Genomic DNA, 16550 nt, shown 5'->3' with positions numbered 1-16550 from the left:
GTAGTGATAACAATGAAAAAACTGACCACCTCGTTACTGGCGTTAAGCCTGCTCACCGCCGTACCAGCCTTCGCGGATACCGCTACCGTTCCGGCCGTCATTGCTAATCACGACGGCCCGGTTCGTGTGGCGGTGATCCGTAACCTCGGTTCGGATGACAACACCACCCAGTTTGTGGCGGGTGCGATTCAGGAAGGGCGCAAGCTCGGCTTTAAGGTCAGCACCTTTTTGAGCAACGGCGACGACGCCCGCTTTCAGGATTTTGTGAACCAGGCCATCAGCCAGAAATATGACGGCATCATTCTGTCGCACGGGAAAGATCCTTACTCTACGGCGCTGGTGAAGCGAATTGCTGACGCAGGTATCAAGGTTTCCGTGTTCGACACGCCGGTCAATCAGCCGGTAGAAGGGGTGACCGTCACCGCGCAGGATGATGCTTCTCTGGCGCAGCTCTCTCTGGATCAGCTGATTAAAGATACCAACGGCAAGGCGAATATCGTCAAGCTGTGGGTGGCCGGCTTCCCGGCGATGGAGCGCCGTCAGGTGGTCTATGAGAAAGTGCTGAAGGCGAATCCGGGTCTTCATCAGCTGGAGTCAATTGGTGCGGTTTCTTCAGACGTTCAGGGCGACACGGCGAACAAGATTGGCGCCATCCTTGCCAAGTACCCGAAAGGCAAAATTGACGCAATCTGGGGCTCATGGGATGCCTTTGCTCAGGGCGCCTATAAAGCGTTGCAGGAGAACGGCCGTACCGAAATTAAACTCTACAGCATCGATGTCTCTAACCAGGATCTCCAGCTGATGCACCAGGCTGACAGTCCCTGGAAGCAGACGGTAGCGGTAGACAGTAAGCTGATTGGCGCTACCAATATGCGTCTGATTGCCAATAAGATTGGTGGGGAAGCAACGCCTGCAACTTATCAATTCAAGGCGGCGGCTATTTCTCAGGCGCAACTTGCTGAGCAGTCTGGCGCGGTCAACGTTGCCAGCCTGAACAAAATCATTCCGGGTTGGGGAGAATCTGCCGACTTCGTGGCGCCGTGGTTCGCCACGTTGCAGGCTAAATACGCGAAAAAATAACCTATTTTGTTTATCCGCCTCACCGCCAGGCAGCACTAAACAAGAGTGAAGTCAGTCGCGCTCACCGCTTTATACTGAGCGCGACAAGACCACATCGGCCATCAGGAACGAACGGATTCGGCTGACTGGCCCACAATAAGTTCCAGCGCATTACGCAACATATGCTGTTGCTCTGCATTATCCGCTGTTTCCAGCATTTCAATCAGTCGTAGGGTGATGGTCTTGTTAGTCACGTGACCACGGGTAGAGATCTGGTGGTGAATAATGCTGCCTATTATCTGTTTTTCATCCTGATAAAGGTCGCTTTCCTGACCGGAATTCCCGGAAAACGCTTGTTTAACTCTCTGCTGCATAGTTTCCATTCCTGATTGTCCAGATTAAGAGTGCATGGTAAGTAAGCCTGACAGGCGTGAACGCTTCACGGTTTATCAGTGTTTAGTCGCTTTAGCGGTACGCTGGTGTGAAAAGAGCGGCAGCACATGGCTCTCCTCATCTGAGTGAAAGGCGCAAAACTTTGCACTTTTACGCACGTTTATCAGCGCATTCAGACAAGCCTGTTTGTACATCTCGCTCTCTTCACGCTCCGCCATTCGCTGTAGTGTAGCGATCAGCGCGCTAACGTTTATCGCGCTGTCTTCGTGCAGCAGACAGAGGAGAGCGTCACCCAACATACTATCTGTGAGCTTTTCTTCTTCATCTGGGAACATGAACTCAATCCATGACAAGCACCAGGCTCAGAGGAAACCCCTCCACCTGACACAATTTTTTTTCGTCTGAGACCAGGTTGTGACGCTGTGCGAACTGAAATTTCAGGCTAAACCACTCTTACCTGAAGGTATTGCCGCTTATCAGATCTCCCGTGAAAACAGCAGGCCTATCAACTGCTGATAGTGACGCTCTTCTTCCTGTCCACTGGCATGCTCAAGACGAAACAAAAGACGGCTGCAAATCGCCTTACGGTTCAGGCTTTTTCCGGCACGAAGGATTTCAGTCACGATCTGGCCCAGCGTCTCCTGTTGGGTAGGCAGATGTATGCTGTTGAAATAATGCGCAATTTGCTCTTCGGTCTGCGGGGCTACGTTATTCTGGCGCATAATGGCTGCACTCCGGTGGTTGATTATTCTCCATTTGATGCGGGGTAAGTTATACAAAAAATATTTTTTTGTACAGGAATGTCTCCGGGCCGATGACAGATTTTTGTGCAATATGTGCTAACTCTTGCAGATCAGCAAGTTATGAAACAGGCACCCGCATCCCGCTCCCGCCCCGAACTGTACAACCTGCAAGGTGTGATAAAGGCGCGTGAGGAACGCCCTTCTCAGGAATGAAAGGGTGATATACTGGATATTCATACAGCCTGGAGAATTTTTTGAAGATAACGGATGAACGGCAAAACGACCAGCGCGCCATTATTGGTGCGGCAGTAACGGCCCTGTTAAGAGCAGATCTGCCCCTTCACAGTGAAAATATCCTGACCATGTTGCAGTTGATGGGCGCAAGTGCCGGCAACCCGGCAGTGAAAGCCATTTGCTGCTGGGCAAGGGATTATATTGTGAGGAGTACCCCGAACGAGTAGTCCGTAAACGTTAGCTTTTTTGCATTACGCACATCAGAAAGATGCAGTGATGACACGCCCTAAGAAATAACGTTGGCGAGTGCTCGTGCTTGATGGAGAGGTCTGAGGATCTATCAGGGATGATGCCAGAGAAAGCGGCTCTGCAATCACAGAACCGCTGAACCAGGCGAAAACGCGGGGTCAGAATGCGTTTTTTGCGAAGCCTGTCATCTCCTGGAGGCCCATCTCGCGGCCCAGCGCCGTCATCGGGTGAACCACCACAATGCCACGGACGCTTTTCTTCAGCTCGCCCAGGTTGGCCTGCTCTTTTTTGGTGATTGCCCGGCTGAAAGGCAATGCTTTCAGCTTCTGCGCCTCTTTGCTGAGCTTCTGCTCGCGCACGCCACGCAGGCGTTCCAGCTCTGCAATAATCTTGTCTTTCTCTTTCAGCAGTTCGCCGAGCTTTTCTGCGTCGCCAGACTCCAGCAGCGCTGGCTCTTTGCGCGTCATCGCTTCCAGCTTATCGCTAAGGGTTCTGATTTCTTCCTGAACGGGTTCTTTCATTTTCATTGACCGTAATGTGATTCATTGCCGCAAGGATACACGAAAGCAGTAGCAAGAGGGAAAGGGGACGCGTTACTTTTTGAACGCCTGCTTGAGACTGATGCGGGAAATCAGCTCTGTCAGGGAGAGCACCAGCGTGGATCGCACTACCTGCTGATAACGCTGTTGCAGCATGGCGCGCAGTTCAGGATCGTCGCTGGAAAGATCTGGCAGAGGCGGGAAAGCCGCCACGCAATGCAGTTCACCGAAAGGACCAAGCAGCTCATCGTCGGTAAAACGGTAGTCGGTGCCGTCGTCATTCAGCGCCTCGCGCAGCGCCATCAGGAGTTCCGCATCCTCATATTCACTGCGGCTTATTACGCCTAAACCGTAAATCAGCTTCAGCCTGACGGAAAGTTCGCCCAGCGGGCCATCGCCCAGCAGCAGCGGTTCTACCGCATACTTCACCGCATAGTCATCTTTGCGGAAAACCTGAATAACCAGCAGGTTTACCGCTTCAGCCAACAGCTCAACCGCCGCGATCAGAAAAGTTCTGACCGTTCGTCCGGCGTTCAGGCGTTCAAGCACCCGATTCTCAAAAGCCTGTGGTTTTTCCATGAGAGCCTGCATATCGTTCATCACCAGGCGGGACGCCGCCTTAAAGGGCACAGCGTGTGCCCTGTTCGTTCATCCGCTGAAACCGGCGCTAGGCCATAGCATCAAATGCTTTTACCACATCAGCGACTACGTCGCTCTCTTCTTCCAGGCCAGAGATCTGCGCCAGCGTAGCCTTAACGCCTTTGCTTTCCAGCAGCGCTACCAGCTCCTGCGCCTGTGGATCCTGGCTGCTGCGATAGTGCATCGCTGCGGCAATCCCGGTCACCAGGTTAGCATGCGGCAGACCATATTCCAGGGTGCCCAGAGTAGGTTTAATCAGGCGATCGCCCGCGCTCAGCTTGCGCAGCGGCTGGCGGCCTACGCGCTCAACGTCATCTTTCAGATAAGGGTTTTCAAAGCGACCAAGGATTTTCTGAATATAGGCGGCATGCTTGTCAGCTTCAAAAGCGTAACGCTTGATCAGCACTGCGCCGCTCTCTTCCATCGCTCCCTGTACCACCGTGCGGACTTTCTCATCCAGAATGGCATCACGAATGGTCTGGTGCCCGGCCAGCTGGCCCAGATAGGCGGTGATAGCGTGGCCGGTATTCAGCGTGAACAGCTTACGCTCCACAAAGGCCATCAGATTATCGGTCAGCTCCATGCCCGGAATGGCAGGCAGATCCCCTTTGAACTGAGTTTTATCGACGATCCACTCGCTGAAGGTTTCTACGGTCACTTCCAGCGGATCGGTGGTGCCCGCTTCTGACGGCGGTACGATGCGATCTACGGCGGAATCCACAAAGCCGACGTTGGCTTCTGCCCAGGCGTGATACTGCTCTGGCAGCGCCTTCATCACATGGCCTTTCAGCTGCGTGGTGCCGCGCACCATGTTCTCACAGGCAATAATATTTAACGGGCGGTTATTACCGCTGTCGCTGCGTTTTATCAGCCCTTTAGCGATGCCAGCCGCGATGCGTTCCAGGATCTGCGGGCCTACCGCCGTGGTCAGGATATCCACTTCAGCAATCAGGGGAATGATGTCGTCACTGGCACTGTTTACCGCATTCACACCTTTAACAATCTCAACCTGCGCCTGCTCGCCAACCACATGCACCGGGTATTCGTGACGGGCATTCAGCGCATCCAGAACCACCTGGTTGACGTCGGCAAACGTCAGCTGGATCCCGGCGTCAGCCAGTAATTTACCAATAAAACCGCGGCCAATATTTCCGGCACCAAAATGTAATGCTTTCATAATTTTTCCCGTATCAACGATCAAGGGCCGGACAAACCCGACCCGAAAAAAGAGCCGGGCATGCCCGGCCCTGGGAGGTAATGCTTGAGTAGCGGAAGCTTAAACCGGCTTTTTACCCGCGAGCAGATCCAGTACTTCCTGGACGTCGGTGGTGGTGGTCAGCCGTGCAATCACGGACTCATCATCCAGCGCGTTGGTCAGGCTGGTAATCACCTGAATGTGCTCATTGTTGCGGGCAGCGATACCGATGACCAGACGGGCAATATCGTCCTCATCTTCACCGAAGCGCACGCCGTCCGGATACTGGCAGAAGACGATGCCGGTGTGCAGCACGCGGTCTTTCGCTTCAATCGTCCCGTGCGGAACCGCAATGGACTCACCCAGATAAGTTGGCGTCAATTTCTCACGATCCAGCATCGCCTGAACATATTCTGGCTCAACATAACCGCCTCTGACCAACTGCTCACCAGCAAAGCGGATCGCCTGCTCTTTATCGGTTGCGTGGTTGCCAAGGAAGATGTTGCGGGCGCTCAGCTTGAACAGATGTTCCTGACTGTCGTCGTAACTGTCGCTCAGCGTGGCGGTGACTTTTTCACGGTGACCCGCTGTACGGTTCGCCTCTACCAGACGGCTGGTCAGGTCGGTATAGAGACCGCTGTCGAGGAAGTTAGTCAGAGAAATATGCTGTGCGTGCGGTGCCTGACGAATGGCGCGCTCGGTCAGGTCACGGTGAGTGATCACCAGATCCACATCGCCCGGCAGGTTATTGATGGCGGTATTGGTGACGGAAATCATGGTCAGACCGGCATCTTTCACCTTTTTACGCAGCACGCCTGCACCCATTGCGCTGGAACCCATACCTGCATCGCAGGCTACGATGATTTTACGCACCAGGGTCAGGTCGCTGTGCATACCATCGGCAGCAGTAGCCGCGGTAGCGGTGCCCTGGCCTTTAGACTGCGCTTTCATCTCGCTAACGCGACGAGCGGCGGCTTCAATATCGTCATCTTCTTTTACCTTGCTGGTTTTCAGCAGGATGGCAGAGACCACGAAGGAGACCGCAAAGGCGGCAACAATGGCGGTGATATTGGCGAAGTAGGCACCTTTTGGCGTCATGGCCAGCACGGCCAGGATAGAACCCGGCGAGGCCGGAGAAACCAGACCGCCGTTCAGCAGCGTCAGCGTGAACACGCCTGTCATGCCGCCCAGGATTACCGCAATAAGCAGGCGAGGGTTCATCAACACGTACGGGAAGTAAATTTCGTGAATACCCCCCAGGAAGTGGATGATGGCCGCGCCGCCCGCAGACTGCTTAGCATTACCGCGTCCGAAGAACATGTAAGCCATCAGCACGCCCATACCGGGACCTGGGTTGGCTTCAATCAGGAAGAAGATCGACTTACCGGCTTCGCTTGCCTGCTGAATACCCAGCGGCGAGAAGATGCCGTGGTTGATGGCGTTGTTCAGGAACAGGATTTTCGCCGGTTCAACAAAGATGGAGGTCAGCGGCAGCAGGTTGTTCTGCACCATCAGATTTACGCCAGCGGCGAGAATATGGGAAAGCCCCTCGACCAGTGGACCAATCGCCAGGAAAGCCAGGATCGCCAACAGCATGCCGATGATACCGGCAGAGAAGTTGTTGACCAGCATTTCGAAGCCGCTTTTGATTTTACCATCGACCACACGGTCGAATTTTTTGATTGCCCAGCCGCCGAGCGGGCCAGCAATCATCGATCCGAGGAACATTGGCATATCCGCACCGACAATCACGCCCATGGTGGTGATAGCACCTACCACGCCGCCGCGATCGCCGCCAACCAGACGACCACCGGTGAAGCCGATCAGCAACGGCAACAGGTAGGTGATCATCGGGCCAACCAGCTTGGCCAGGGTTTCATTTGGCAGCCAGCCGGTAGGAATAAACAGTGCGGTGATGATACCCCAGGCGATAAAGGCCCCGATATTTGGCATCACCATGTTGCTCAGAAAGCGACCAAAGTTCTGCACTCTGATCTTGATATCTGATGAGGACATAAAAAAACACCCCTTATTGGTACGCGCTGACAATAAGAGAGCGCGTTGATTTTTGTTTAGGACATCTCGGCGGGGAGCCGCTAGATCACTGTGTATGCAGGCGGACTCTATCACGCGAATATGACGCTGCGTAGTCAGCAGGAAAAGTGTGATACATATCACTAAGTTGGGTGGGCATGAGGGGGTGTTTTAGTGATGCGGATCACATATATAGGGTGTAAAAAAAAGACGCTGGTGAATTAATACGCAAATGCGCCGATTTTGTGTGATTTTTGTCACGAAATTGGGAGGTGGCTTTCTGTCATATGTGTGACAGAAGTCACAATAAATTTTGTGCTCAAAATGCGTGCGATCACACTTCTGCCTGGCCCCTGTTCAACAGATAGATGCTATGTAGGAAAATGACCTCTGTGTTCTGGTTCAACGTGAGGTTTTGTTCGGGCAGATGACGCTTTCCGCTTAACGGTTTCGTCAGGCATCCGGCTGGCGTTTAAGCAGCACGGTTGGCAGGCGGAAAAATGGCCTGCCTTTCTCATCACAGGCGGGATATTCCCACCTGCGATGAGCTGTAATGGCTATCCTGACTTAGTCCGGTCGCTTACTGGAAACCGCCCTGTAGTGCGCTTTGCGCCTGGCTCAGCGCCTGAGCGTTGGCAGAGAGGTTCTGCATCAGCGTGTTGTACTGCGTTGCCTGCTGCTGCGTTGGGAACTCAATAGCGGGGCCGTTAAAGGTTACCTGGCTTCCCTGCGCCTGTAGGAAATCACCGGTCTGCACCGCATCCTGGCTCAGCGCCTGTAAGGCGGGCAGCAACGGCTGCAACGAATTCGCTGGCTGCGTCACTACTTTGTTATAGACATTGTCATAGACGGTTTTCAGATCTTCAGGCTGCTTCAGCGCGGCCTTGCTGCTGTCGGCCTGCGTTTTGGCCGCCTGAATCTGCTGGATCAGCACGCCCAGCGAACCGCTGGCCTGACGCAATGAGTCACGACGAGTCAGATAATCCTGCGGCGTACGAATAGCGGAAAGCTCATCCACTACCGGCTTCATGCCGGAGTCCACGGCGCGGTTAACCTGCTGAGAAAAACCGTAAAGAATGGCGTAATCGCTGACGTAATTACCTAATTTTTGTTTTTGATCTTCACTGAGGCTCGGCAAATGTTCGCCGCTGCGCATCACCGTGTTTTGCAGGAAATCGATAAAAGCTTTGCGCTGATCGGCTTCTTTATCACCGCAGCCGGTGAGCTGGAAAACCAGAAACAGTGCCACAAAGGGCACCAGCAGACGTGACCAGACGCGAGAAAGTCCTGTCGTCATGGGGAGTAACTCCTGTAATTGTAGGGCTTGCAAAGAAATGAGGGCGGCATGCGCCGCCTCTGAAGAATAGTCTAACTCGTGCGGGGAGGATACGGAAAACAGGGCCGGAAGGGTGAAGAAATTCACGCCACCGGCAGCATGGCTCAGAAAACCAGGGCCTGGCCATCTTTGCGGCTTTCCGTGGCGGCAATGTAGAAGCCTTGAGGGTCGCGAACAATTGCCTGCGCACCGCCAAAGTTATAGGTCTGAAGCGGATCTTCCACCACAATTTTATGCCCCATCGCGCGCAGGGCGGCTATCGTATTCAGCGCCATTGCCGGCTCCACGCTTACCTCGCGGCCTTCCACCACGCGCCAGCGCGGTGCATCAATCGCCGCCTGAGGATTCTGTTTCGCCAGCATAATCCGCAGCGCCATTTGCAGGTGCCCCTGCGCCTGCATCGGCCCGCCCATCACGCCAAAGGACATCAGCGGCTGACCTTCACCATCCAGCGCAAAGGCGGGGATAATGGTATGGAAAGCGCGCTTGCTGGCCGCCACCACGTTTGGATGGTTCTCCTCCAGCACAAAGCCTGCGCCCCGGTTTTGCAGACTGATGCCGGTACCCGGTACCACCACCCCTGAACCAAAGCCCATATAGTTGGACTGAATAAATGAGACCATCATCCCGCTGGCGTCGGCGGTGGAGAGATAGACCGTGCCGCTCTGCTTAGGGGCACCAAAGGTAAAGTCGCCGGCGCTGGTCGGGTCGATCAGCGCGGCGCGGGTTTTCAGATACTCATCGCTAAGCAGCAGCTCCGCCGGAAACTCCATATGATCTTCATCAGCCACATAGCGCTCCAGATCCACCAGCGCCAGCTTCATCGCTTCGATGGAGAGATGCAGCCACTGCACGGAATCTGGCTCATAGCGGCCAATATCCCACTGCTCCAGGATACCCAGCGCCATCAGCGTGGCGATGCCCTGACCGTTCGGCGGCAGCTCCTGCACCGAGCCGCCTGCAAACGGACGCGACAGCATCTCTACCCAGTCAGCCTTATGGGTTTTCAGATCCTCCAGCGTCAGCGCCGCGCCATGCTCTTTGGCGAAGGCGGCAATTTTTTCCGCCAGCTCGCCGTGATAGAACGCTTCACCGTTAGTGGCGGCGATTTTTTCCAGCGTGTCTGCCTGGTCCGGATTACGGAACAGTTCGCCCACTTTGGGCGCGCGGCCTTCCGGCGCAAAACAGGCGCTGAAGCCCGGCTGATCGCGCAGCTTGTTGAAGCCGCGCTCCCAGAGGTGGCCAATCAGGGGGGAAACGGGAAAACCGTTGCGGGCATACTCAATGGCCGGTTGAGCCAGCGTGGTCATCGGCAGGGTGCCAAACCGCTCTGCCAGTTCAACCCAGGCAGAGACCGCACCCGGCACCGTCACCGCATCCCAGCCGATTTCCGGCATTGCGGCCAGATGAGCAAAGGTCTCCCGCGACCAGGCAGCAGGAGCACGGCCCGAAGCGTTCAGCGCATGCAGTTTTTCACCGTCCCAGATAATGGCGAAAGCGTCACTGCCGATGCCGTTGCCGGTGGGTTCCACCACCGTTAACGCCATCGCGGTGGCAATCGCTGCGTCAACCGCATTGCCGCCCAGTTGCAGCATGCGGATCCCCGCCTGTGCGGCCAGCGGCTGGGATGCCGCCACCGCATTACGGCCCATCATCGGCGCGCGATAAGATGGGTATCCCACGTTAAAATCACTGATTCCACTCATAGCCGTTCCTTAATGATTAGTCGTTGCGCGGATCGAGCGCGTCGCGCAGTCCGTCGCCCAGCAGATTAAAGCCCTGCACGATAAGAAAAATGGCAAGGCCGGGGAAAACCGACATCCAGGGCGCCTGCTCCAGAAAGCCTTTGGCTGTGTTCAGCATCGCGCCCCAGGAGGGGGCTGGCGGCTGTTGTCCCAGACCCAGAAAAGAGAGGCTGGCCTCGGTAATAATGGCGGAGGCGATAGCCAGCGTAGCCTGCACCAGAATGGGCGACATCACGTTAGGCAGCACGTAGCGCAGCACAATCCAGCGGTCAGGCAGGCCGATAGCGCGCGCACCGTCGATATACTCTTCATTGCGAATGGCAATCACCTGCCCCCGGGTCAGGCGGGCAAAGATGGGCATGGCGGACAAGCCGATAGCGATCATCGCGTTGCCGAGACTGGGGCCGAGGAAAGCACCCAGAGCGATAGCAAGGATCAGAAAAGGGCAGGCCAGCAGGGCTTCAATAAAGCGCGATATCACGCCGTCCCACATTCCCTGCCAGTATCCGGCAATCAGCCCCAGCGGAACGCCAATCAGAATGGCGATCAGCACTGAGATACAGCCCGCCAGCAGCGAACTACGGGCGCCCCAGATCAGGCGCGATAAGATATCGCGTCCCAGCTCATCGGTGCCGAGCCAGTAGAGGGCTGAAGGCGCTTTGCGCACCGCCAGAAAGTTGGCTTTGATCGGATCAAAGGGTGCCAGCCAGGGCGCCAGAAGGGCCACGATCACAAAGAAGAGCACAATCACCGCACCGATAACCGCGCTTTTATTGCCGAGAAACTTCTTCAGCACGCGGTTGGTGGGCTTGCGCAGCGCAGCAGCGTTGCCAGCGGCCAGAATTTCACTCATCGTCAGCCTCGCATCTTAGGGTTGATCAGCACGTACAGAACGTCAGCCAGCAGGTTCAGCAGCAGGAAGCCGATAGCCACCACCAGCACCACGCCCTGCACCACGGCGTAATCACGGTTAAATACCGCATCGACAATCATTTTGCCGAAGCCCGGCAGGGTGAAAACCTGTTCCGTCAGTACTGCGCCACCCAGCAGCTCGCCAAACAGCAGGGTGGTCAGCGTAATCACCGGTACCAGCGCGTTACGGAAGGCGTGCTTGAGGATCACCTTTTTCGGCAGCAGACCTTTAGCCCTGGCTGTACGGATATAGTCCGCTTTCAGCACCGCAATCATCGAGGCGCGCGTATGACGCATCAGCGTGGCGGCCAGGCCAGTGCCGAGCACCAGCGCTGGCAGCAGCAGCGTTTTGATGTTTTGCGAAACGCTCTCACTCAGCGACACGTAGCCGGAGGCCGGGAGCCACTGAAGATGCACGGAAAACAGCAGGATCAGCAGGATCCCCAGCCAGAAGTGCGGGATCGAGATCCCGGAAAGCGCGACAAAGTTGGTGGTGTGATCGATCCAGCTGTTTTTCCGGACGGCAGCGACAATCCCCATACTGATGCCCACCACCAGCGCTACGATCATCGCCAGCAGCGACAGCTCCAGCGTGACCGGAAGCTTGCTGGCGATAAGCGTAGTGACCGGCTCCTGAGTCCGCAGCGAGGTGCCGAGGTCGCCGCGCAGTGCGTTACCCAGCCACCAGAGATACTGCGTTGGCAGCGGATCGTTCAGGTGATACTGCTCTCTGAGCTGGGCTATCACCGCCGGGTCGCGCTCTTCCCCCGCCATCGCCAGCACCGGGTCGCCCGGCAGCAGCTTCTGCAACGAGAACACCATAATGCTCACCAGAAACAGCGTAGGAACAGCCAGCAGCAGGCGTTTACAGATCAATTCCAACATGGTCGCTCTCCGGCTCAGGGGGCCATTTTCACGCCAGCCAGGCGTACCAGCCCGTCCGGCCAGGCTTTAAAGCCCTGCACTTTTTTGTTCAGGCCAAAGATGCGCGGCTCAAAGTAGAGGTATGCAATCGGCATATCGGTTTGCAGCTGCTTCACCACTTTGTCATACAGCGCCTGGCGCGTGGCCTGATCGTTGGTCTGACGCGCTTCGGTTAGCCAGGCATCGACCTGAGGGTTGCTGTAACGCCCGTCGTTCAGGGTGCCCTTGCTGTTGATAAACGAGAAGATGCTGCCGTCAGGATCGGGACGTCCAGACCAGCCAGAGAGGCTGAGCTGGAACTCGCCGCGCTGCTGACGATCCAGCAGGGAAGCAAATTCACTCATCTGTAGCTTCAGATTAAATCCGGCTTCGCTCACCATCGCCTGAATCACCTGACCAACCTGCTGTGAGGTGGGGTTGTTGGTGACTAACAGGGTGACGTCCAGGGGCGTTTTCACGCCAGCCGCGGCCAGCAGAGCTTTGGCCTTCTCCACGTCACGAGCCGCTATCGGCAGCTTGACGTGGTAGGGAGAGACCGGCGAGAGCGCCTGATTAGAGGGCGTGTATACCCCTTCGAACGCCACCTGATTCAGCGCATCGCGGTCGATAGCCAGCGAGAACGCTTCCCGCACGCGGGCATCTTTCACAAATGGGTTGTTCGGGTCGACTTTGCCGTTGGCGATGTTGAAGGTAATGCCCTGATAACCCAGGCCAGTGACTTTGGCGAGGCTCAGTTTGCTGTCGGCCTCAACGGTTTTTACGTCGCTGGCGGCGATGCCCTCGGTCAGGTCGAGATCGCCGGAACGCAGGTTTGCCAGACGTACCGAGGCATCAGGAATGGGCAGGAAAACCACTTTATCGAAGTGATAGGCTGACTTATTCCAGTAATTATCGAAGCGTTTCAGGATGATGCGATCCTGCTGCACGCGGCTTGCAAACTGATAGGGGCCGGAGCAGACCGGATGGGTGGCAAAATCGGGTTTCGCCGCCGCTTTGGGTGCCAGCATCGCGCCTGCGCGGTCAGTCAGCTGACTCAGCAGGGCGGCATCAGCATTTTTCAGGTGGAAGATCACCTGTGAAGGCGAAGCGACTTCAACCGACTCCACAGAGGAAAGTTCACTTTTGCGCAGCGAGCCGGGCAGCGTCAGGGCGCGTTCAATATTAAATTTCACCGCTTCAGCATCAAACTTCTCGCCATCCTGGAAGGTCACGCCCTGGCGGAGATTCATGGTCAGCGTTTTGCCATCCTCACTCCATTTCCAGTCTGTTGCCAGGCCAGGGATCACCTTCAGGTGTTCATCCACATCGACCAGACGATCGCACATGGCTGCAAAGACAAAGCGGCCGTAATAAGTGCGCGCCAGATGCGGGTCGAGCATATCCGGGTCTGCGCCCAGGCCTATACGCAGCGTGCTTTCAGCCTGCGCATGCAGGCTGCCGATCAACATCAGGCCGCCCAGGGCGGTCAACAACGTGTGGCGTACTTTCATCGCGTCACTTCTCCAGAGGGGGTTATTGCATGTTGTTTTACCGCCTGTTCAAACAGCGCACGGCGCTGCATAAAAGCGGAAGAGGGGGGAGCAATGGTTATCACGCTGCGGTCGCGGTTAAGTTCCTGCCAGCGATGACAGGCCACCTGACGGCCGCCCGGTAAAATCTGGTTGATGGGTTCAATGCGGCGGCACTCCTCCGTGACATGCGGGCAACGGGTATGAAAACGGCAGCCGGAAGGGGGCGAGGCGGGATCGGGCAGATCGCCTTGTAGCATCGGGATCTGACGCTCTGCGCCAGGCTGCATCTGCGGAGCAGAGGCGATCAGCGCCTGGGTATAGGGGTGGAGCGGAGCATCGAAAATCTCCTCCACGGTAGCCAGCTCCACAATCTGCCCGAGGTACATCACCGCCACGCGGTCACTCATATGGCGGATTACCGCCAGGCCGTGCGCCACGATAATCATCGTCAGCCCAAACTGCTGTTTCAGGCTCTCCAGCAGGTTTACCACCTGCGCCTGCACCGAGACATCCAGCGCGGAAACCGGCTCATCGCCCAGCAGCAGTTTTGGCCCGGACGCCAGTGCGCGGGCAATGCCAATACGCTGGCGCTGCCCGCCGGAAAATTCATGGGGATAGCGGCGGGACCAGGCAGCAGGCAGCCCGACGGTTTGCAGCAGATCGGCCACTTTTTCCTGACGTTGCCGTCTGTTAAGCGCTTCATGCAGCCAGATCGGCTCGCCAACGATGCTCTCCACGTTCATCCTGGGATTCAGTGAGGCAAACGGGTCCTGAAAGATAATTTGCAGTTCCCGGCGCAGCTGATTAAGCCGGGCGCCGCTGGCTTTGGTGATCTCTTCGCCCTGATAGAAAACGGCTCCCTGTGAAGGCGAAAGCAGGCGCAACAGCAGGCGGCCCAGCGTGGATTTTCCGGAACCTGACTCACCCACAATCGCCAGCGTTTCGCCTGGCATCACCTGTAACGAGATGCGGTCAACGGCGGTAACCTGCGGGGTACGTTTAAACAGGCGGGTTGGTCCGGCAAAGTTTTTGCTCAGGTCGGTACATTCCAGAATCGGGGTGCTCATGCAATTTCTCCCAACGCGATATGCTGTTCCAGCGGGGCACGAAAACAGGCCACCTGATGAAGATCGCCAAAGGCTTGTAACGCAGGTTTATGCTGATGACAGCGAGTTTCGGCAAAGGGGCAGCGGGTGGCAAAGCGGCAACCCGCAGGCATCTGTTCTGGCAGCGGTACGGTACCGGGAATAGTGGCAAGGGTGGCGCTGCGCGCGCCCAGGCTGGGAATCGATCCCATCAGGCCGATGGTGTAAGGGTGCTGCGGATCGTTAAAAATTTCTGCCACATCGCCAGTTTCCACCACCTGACCGGCGTACATTACCGCCACGCGCTGTGCCACTTCCGCCACCACGCCCAGGTCGTGGGTGATCATCAGCACGGCGGTGCCGGTCTCCGCTTTCAGGGTGTTCAGCAAGGAGAGAATTTGTGCCTGGATGGTCACGTCAAGCGCGGTTGTCGGCTCATCGGCAATAAGTAATTTCGGCCGGTTGATCAGCGCCATCGCTATCATTACGCGCTGACGCATGCCGCCGGAGAGCTGGTGGGGATACGCTTTCAGCCGCATTTCAGGCGCCGGGATCTGCACCTTTTCAAGAATTTGCAGCGCCACCTGCATCGCTTCACGACGGCTGACATCGCGATGGCGCATCACCGCCTCACTGAGCTGATCGCCCAGCGTAAAGGCGGGATTCAGCGAGGTCATCGGCTCCTGAAAAATCATCGCCAGTTCGTTGCCACGGATATCGGCATAGTCACGAGGGCTGAGCCTCAACAGATCTTTTTCCAGAAAGGCTATTTCACCCTGCTTTACCTGAGCGCTGGCGGGCAGCAGCCCCATCAGAGCCAGCGAGGTAATGCTTTTTCCGCAGCCAGATTCGCCCACCAGCGCCAGGGTTTCTCCGGCATGAACCTGTAGGGAAATGTTGTCCAGTACGCTGACTGGCGATCCGGCAAACTGCACGTTCAGCTGGCTGAGAGCCAGCACCGGGTGAGAGTGTTCAGCGGTCATGGATGCTCCTCTTCGCCGCAGCTGATAGCTTCAATCAGGGCCTGCTGTAGCACCAACAGGTGTTCTCGCATGGCTGCTGCTGCCTCAAGCGGCTGGCGGGCGGCAATATGCTGCACCAGGCGTTGGTGATGGTCGTCATAATTGTTCAGCCGCTCCTGGGTTCTGGCCAGCACCCGCAGATGTTGCCAGCTCGGTTCACGGCGTACGGCATCAACGGCATCAAACAGCCCCAGCATCAGGCGGTTTCCGGCGGCTTCGGCAATAGCGCGATGGAAGGCGCTGTCCCACAGCTCGTGCTGATCGCCATCATCCAGAGAGATACTTTGCATGCGCTCCAGCAGACGCTTTAACAGAGCTATCTGTTCATTGCTGGCGCGCAGCGCAGCCAGACGCGCCAGCCCCGGTTCCAGCTGAATGCGCGCTTCCATCACTTCCAACAGGTTTGACCGCTGTGGAAGGTCCTGCAAAACCAGAGGCTGTACCGGCGCGGCTGGGCCAACAAAGGTGCCCTTGCCCTGCTTACGCCAGATCCGGCCCTCTTCTTCCAGCACGTCCAGCGCCCGACGGATTTCCCGGCGGCCAACGCTAAACCGTTCCGCCAGCTCACGTTCGGTGGGCAGAGGCAGCTCCGGCTGTAGCTCCTGCTGCTGGATCAGCTGGCGCAGCTTTTCCAGCGCGGAGCTGGAGTTGATGGCAGTTTCTGGCGTGTCACCCATAATTGGTTCGCTTATTTATTCATCGTTTAAGGGAGCGCTTCCGCTAACGAGCCTTGCCAGCAAGCGGGAGAAACGTGATGACCTGTTTATTACAGTAGGCAAGAACTGAACCAATATTTAATTGGTTCAGTATTTTGTGAGCAGGGTCTCGCTAATTATTTGAATTATCGGTGGTTTAAAAGAAAGAGCGAAACGGGGAGGACGATTGTGCAGGCCGCTGCTCTGCTCATTTTTGGTGCAAAGGATCACTCTG

17 protein-coding genes are annotated in these 16550 nt (G+C 56.4%); 2 read left to right on the top strand and 15 right to left on the bottom strand.

All coding sequences use genetic code 11. The features are described from left to right. The first annotated feature begins 12 nt into the window (after nt 1–12). Nucleotides 13–1080 (top strand): sugar ABC transporter substrate-binding protein, encoded by a 1068-nt coding sequence (locus tag AAH450_RS16515; RefSeq protein WP_342911178.1) that lies wholly within the window; start codon nt 13–15, stop codon nt 1078–1080. A 101-nt stretch (nt 1081–1181) separates the two neighbouring features. Here AAH450_RS16515 and AAH450_RS16510 read toward each other — a convergent pair whose 3' ends face one another. From AAH450_RS16510 to ycgZ, 3 genes are all read right to left on the bottom strand, one after another. Beyond that, nucleotides 1182–1433 (bottom strand): biofilm development regulator YmgB/AriR family protein, encoded by a 252-nt coding sequence (locus AAH450_RS16510; RefSeq protein ID WP_342911177.1) that lies wholly within the window; start codon nt 1431–1433, stop codon nt 1182–1184. Nucleotides 1434–1508: 75 nt separating this feature from the next. After that, entirely contained in the window at nt 1509–1787 is a 279-nt protein-coding gene (locus AAH450_RS16505; RefSeq protein WP_342911176.1) for a hypothetical protein, read from the bottom strand. A 141-nt stretch (nt 1788–1928) separates the two neighbouring features. After that, nucleotides 1929–2174 (bottom strand): regulatory protein YcgZ, encoded by a 246-nt coding sequence (ycgZ, locus tag AAH450_RS16500; protein WP_342911175.1) that lies wholly within the window; start codon nt 2172–2174, stop codon nt 1929–1931. Between the two features lie 275 nt (nt 2175–2449). On the opposite strand from ycgZ, the gene AAH450_RS16495 reads away from it, so the two are divergent. Beyond that, entirely contained in the window at nt 2450–2656 is a 207-nt protein-coding gene (locus AAH450_RS16495; RefSeq protein WP_342911174.1) for a hypothetical protein, read from the top strand. Nucleotides 2657–2836: 180 nt separating this feature from the next. Here the strand turns inward: AAH450_RS16495 and AAH450_RS16490 are convergent, their stop codons facing one another. The 12 genes from AAH450_RS16490 to AAH450_RS16435 all read right to left on the bottom strand — a co-directional run bounded on the left by AAH450_RS16490 (nt 2837) and on the right by AAH450_RS16435 (nt 16297). Then, entirely contained in the window at nt 2837–3199 is a 363-nt protein-coding gene (locus tag AAH450_RS16490; protein ID WP_342911173.1) for a YibL family ribosome-associated protein, read from the bottom strand. A gap of 72 nt (nt 3200–3271) precedes the next feature. After that, nucleotides 3272–3817 carry a mannitol operon repressor MtlR gene (gene mtlR / locus AAH450_RS16485; protein ID WP_463322742.1) on the bottom strand — a complete coding sequence of 182 codons (546 nt, stop codon included), beginning with the start codon at nt 3815–3817 and terminating at the stop codon, nt 3272–3274. A 67-nt stretch (nt 3818–3884) separates the two neighbouring features. Continuing rightward, nucleotides 3885–5033, bottom strand: coding sequence for a mannitol-1-phosphate 5-dehydrogenase (gene mtlD / locus AAH450_RS16480; RefSeq protein WP_342911171.1), 1149 nt, complete (start codon nt 5031–5033; stop codon nt 3885–3887). A gap of 99 nt (nt 5034–5132) precedes the next feature. Next, entirely contained in the window at nt 5133–7067 is a 1935-nt protein-coding gene (locus AAH450_RS16475; protein WP_342911170.1) for a PTS mannitol transporter subunit IICBA, read from the bottom strand. A gap of 598 nt (nt 7068–7665) precedes the next feature. After that, complete coding sequence (locus AAH450_RS16470) at nt 7666–8382, bottom strand: DUF3053 domain-containing protein (protein ID WP_342911169.1); 717 nt, start codon at nt 8380–8382, stop codon at nt 7666–7668. A gap of 143 nt (nt 8383–8525) precedes the next feature. Next, nucleotides 8526–10127, bottom strand: a complete 1602-nt coding sequence (locus tag AAH450_RS16465; protein WP_342911168.1) for a gamma-glutamyltransferase family protein — start codon at nt 10125–10127, stop codon at nt 8526–8528. Between the two features lie 16 nt (nt 10128–10143). Next, nucleotides 10144–11019, bottom strand: a complete 876-nt coding sequence (locus AAH450_RS16460) for an ABC transporter permease (RefSeq protein ID WP_342911167.1) — start codon at nt 11017–11019, stop codon at nt 10144–10146. Nucleotides 11020–11021: 2 nt separating this feature from the next. Further along, complete coding sequence (locus tag AAH450_RS16455) at nt 11022–11963, bottom strand: ABC transporter permease (protein ID WP_318789025.1); 942 nt, start codon at nt 11961–11963, stop codon at nt 11022–11024. 14 nt (nt 11964–11977) lie between these two features. Continuing rightward, nucleotides 11978–13492 carry an ABC transporter substrate-binding protein gene (locus AAH450_RS16450; RefSeq protein ID WP_342911166.1) on the bottom strand — a complete coding sequence of 505 codons (1515 nt, stop codon included), beginning with the start codon at nt 13490–13492 and terminating at the stop codon, nt 11978–11980. Further along, a complete protein-coding gene (locus AAH450_RS16445; protein ID WP_342911165.1) occupies nt 13489–14580 on the bottom strand; it encodes an ABC transporter ATP-binding protein in 1092 nt (363 codons plus the stop codon). Before AAH450_RS16445 ends, AAH450_RS16450 begins: the two co-directional genes overlap by 4 nt. Further along, a complete protein-coding gene (locus AAH450_RS16440) occupies nt 14577–15581 on the bottom strand; it encodes an ABC transporter ATP-binding protein (protein ID WP_342911164.1) in 1005 nt (334 codons plus the stop codon). Before AAH450_RS16440 ends, AAH450_RS16445 begins: the two co-directional genes overlap by 4 nt. Beyond that, the gene (locus AAH450_RS16435; RefSeq protein WP_342911163.1) at nt 15578–16297 is read right to left on the bottom strand and encodes a FadR/GntR family transcriptional regulator; all 720 of its coding nucleotides are present in this window, start codon (nt 16295–16297) and stop codon (nt 15578–15580) included. Before AAH450_RS16435 ends, AAH450_RS16440 begins: the two co-directional genes overlap by 4 nt. Nucleotides 16298–16550: the final 253 nt, after the last annotated feature.

This window comes from Erwinia magellanica, from assembly GCF_039023495.1.
GTDB lineage: Bacteria > Pseudomonadota > Gammaproteobacteria > Enterobacterales > Enterobacteriaceae > Erwinia.
The sequence above is the reverse complement of the archived record's forward strand: the minus strand, read 5'-3'. Positions and strand labels throughout refer to the sequence as shown.

Bases quoted from the DNA above. Each gene is read 5' to 3' on its own strand.
- AAH450_RS16505 (WP_342911176.1), bottom strand. From the start codon at position 1,787: ATGTTCCCAGATGAAGAAGAAAAGCTCACAGATAGTATGTTGGGTGAC.
- AAH450_RS16455 (WP_318789025.1), bottom strand. From the start codon at position 11,963: ATGTTGGAATTGATCTGTAAACGCCTGCTGCTGGCTGTTCCTACGCTG.
- AAH450_RS16460 (WP_342911167.1), bottom strand. From the start codon at position 11,019: ATGAGTGAAATTCTGGCCGCTGGCAACGCTGCTGCGCTGCGCAAGCCC.
- ycgZ (WP_342911175.1), bottom strand. From the start codon at position 2,174: ATGCGCCAGAATAACGTAGCCCCGCAGACCGAAGAGCAAATTGCGCAT.
- AAH450_RS16435 (WP_342911163.1), bottom strand. From the start codon at position 16,297: ATGGGTGACACGCCAGAAACTGCCATCAACTCCAGCTCCGCGCTGGAA.
- mtlD (WP_342911171.1), bottom strand. From the start codon at position 5,033: ATGAAAGCATTACATTTTGGTGCCGGAAATATTGGCCGCGGTTTTATT.
- AAH450_RS16510 (WP_342911177.1), bottom strand. From the start codon at position 1,433: ATGCAGCAGAGAGTTAAACAAGCGTTTTCCGGGAATTCCGGTCAGGAA.
- AAH450_RS16445 (WP_342911165.1), bottom strand. From the start codon at position 14,580: ATGAGCACCCCGATTCTGGAATGTACCGACCTGAGCAAAAACTTTGCC.
- AAH450_RS16475 (WP_342911170.1), bottom strand. From the start codon at position 7,067: ATGTCCTCATCAGATATCAAGATCAGAGTGCAGAACTTTGGTCGCTTT.
- AAH450_RS16465 (WP_342911168.1), bottom strand. From the start codon at position 10,127: ATGAGTGGAATCAGTGATTTTAACGTGGGATACCCATCTTATCGCGCG.
- AAH450_RS16515 (WP_342911178.1), top strand. From the start codon at position 13: ATGAAAAAACTGACCACCTCGTTACTGGCGTTAAGCCTGCTCACCGCC.
- AAH450_RS16450 (WP_342911166.1), bottom strand. From the start codon at position 13,492: ATGAAAGTACGCCACACGTTGTTGACCGCCCTGGGCGGCCTGATGTTG.
- AAH450_RS16470 (WP_342911169.1), bottom strand. From the start codon at position 8,382: ATGACGACAGGACTTTCTCGCGTCTGGTCACGTCTGCTGGTGCCCTTT.
- AAH450_RS16440 (WP_342911164.1), bottom strand. From the start codon at position 15,581: ATGACCGCTGAACACTCTCACCCGGTGCTGGCTCTCAGCCAGCTGAAC.
- AAH450_RS16490 (WP_342911173.1), bottom strand. From the start codon at position 3,199: ATGAAAGAACCCGTTCAGGAAGAAATCAGAACCCTTAGCGATAAGCTG.
- mtlR (WP_463322742.1), bottom strand. From the start codon at position 3,817: ATGAACGATATGCAGGCTCTCATGGAAAAACCACAGGCTTTTGAGAAT.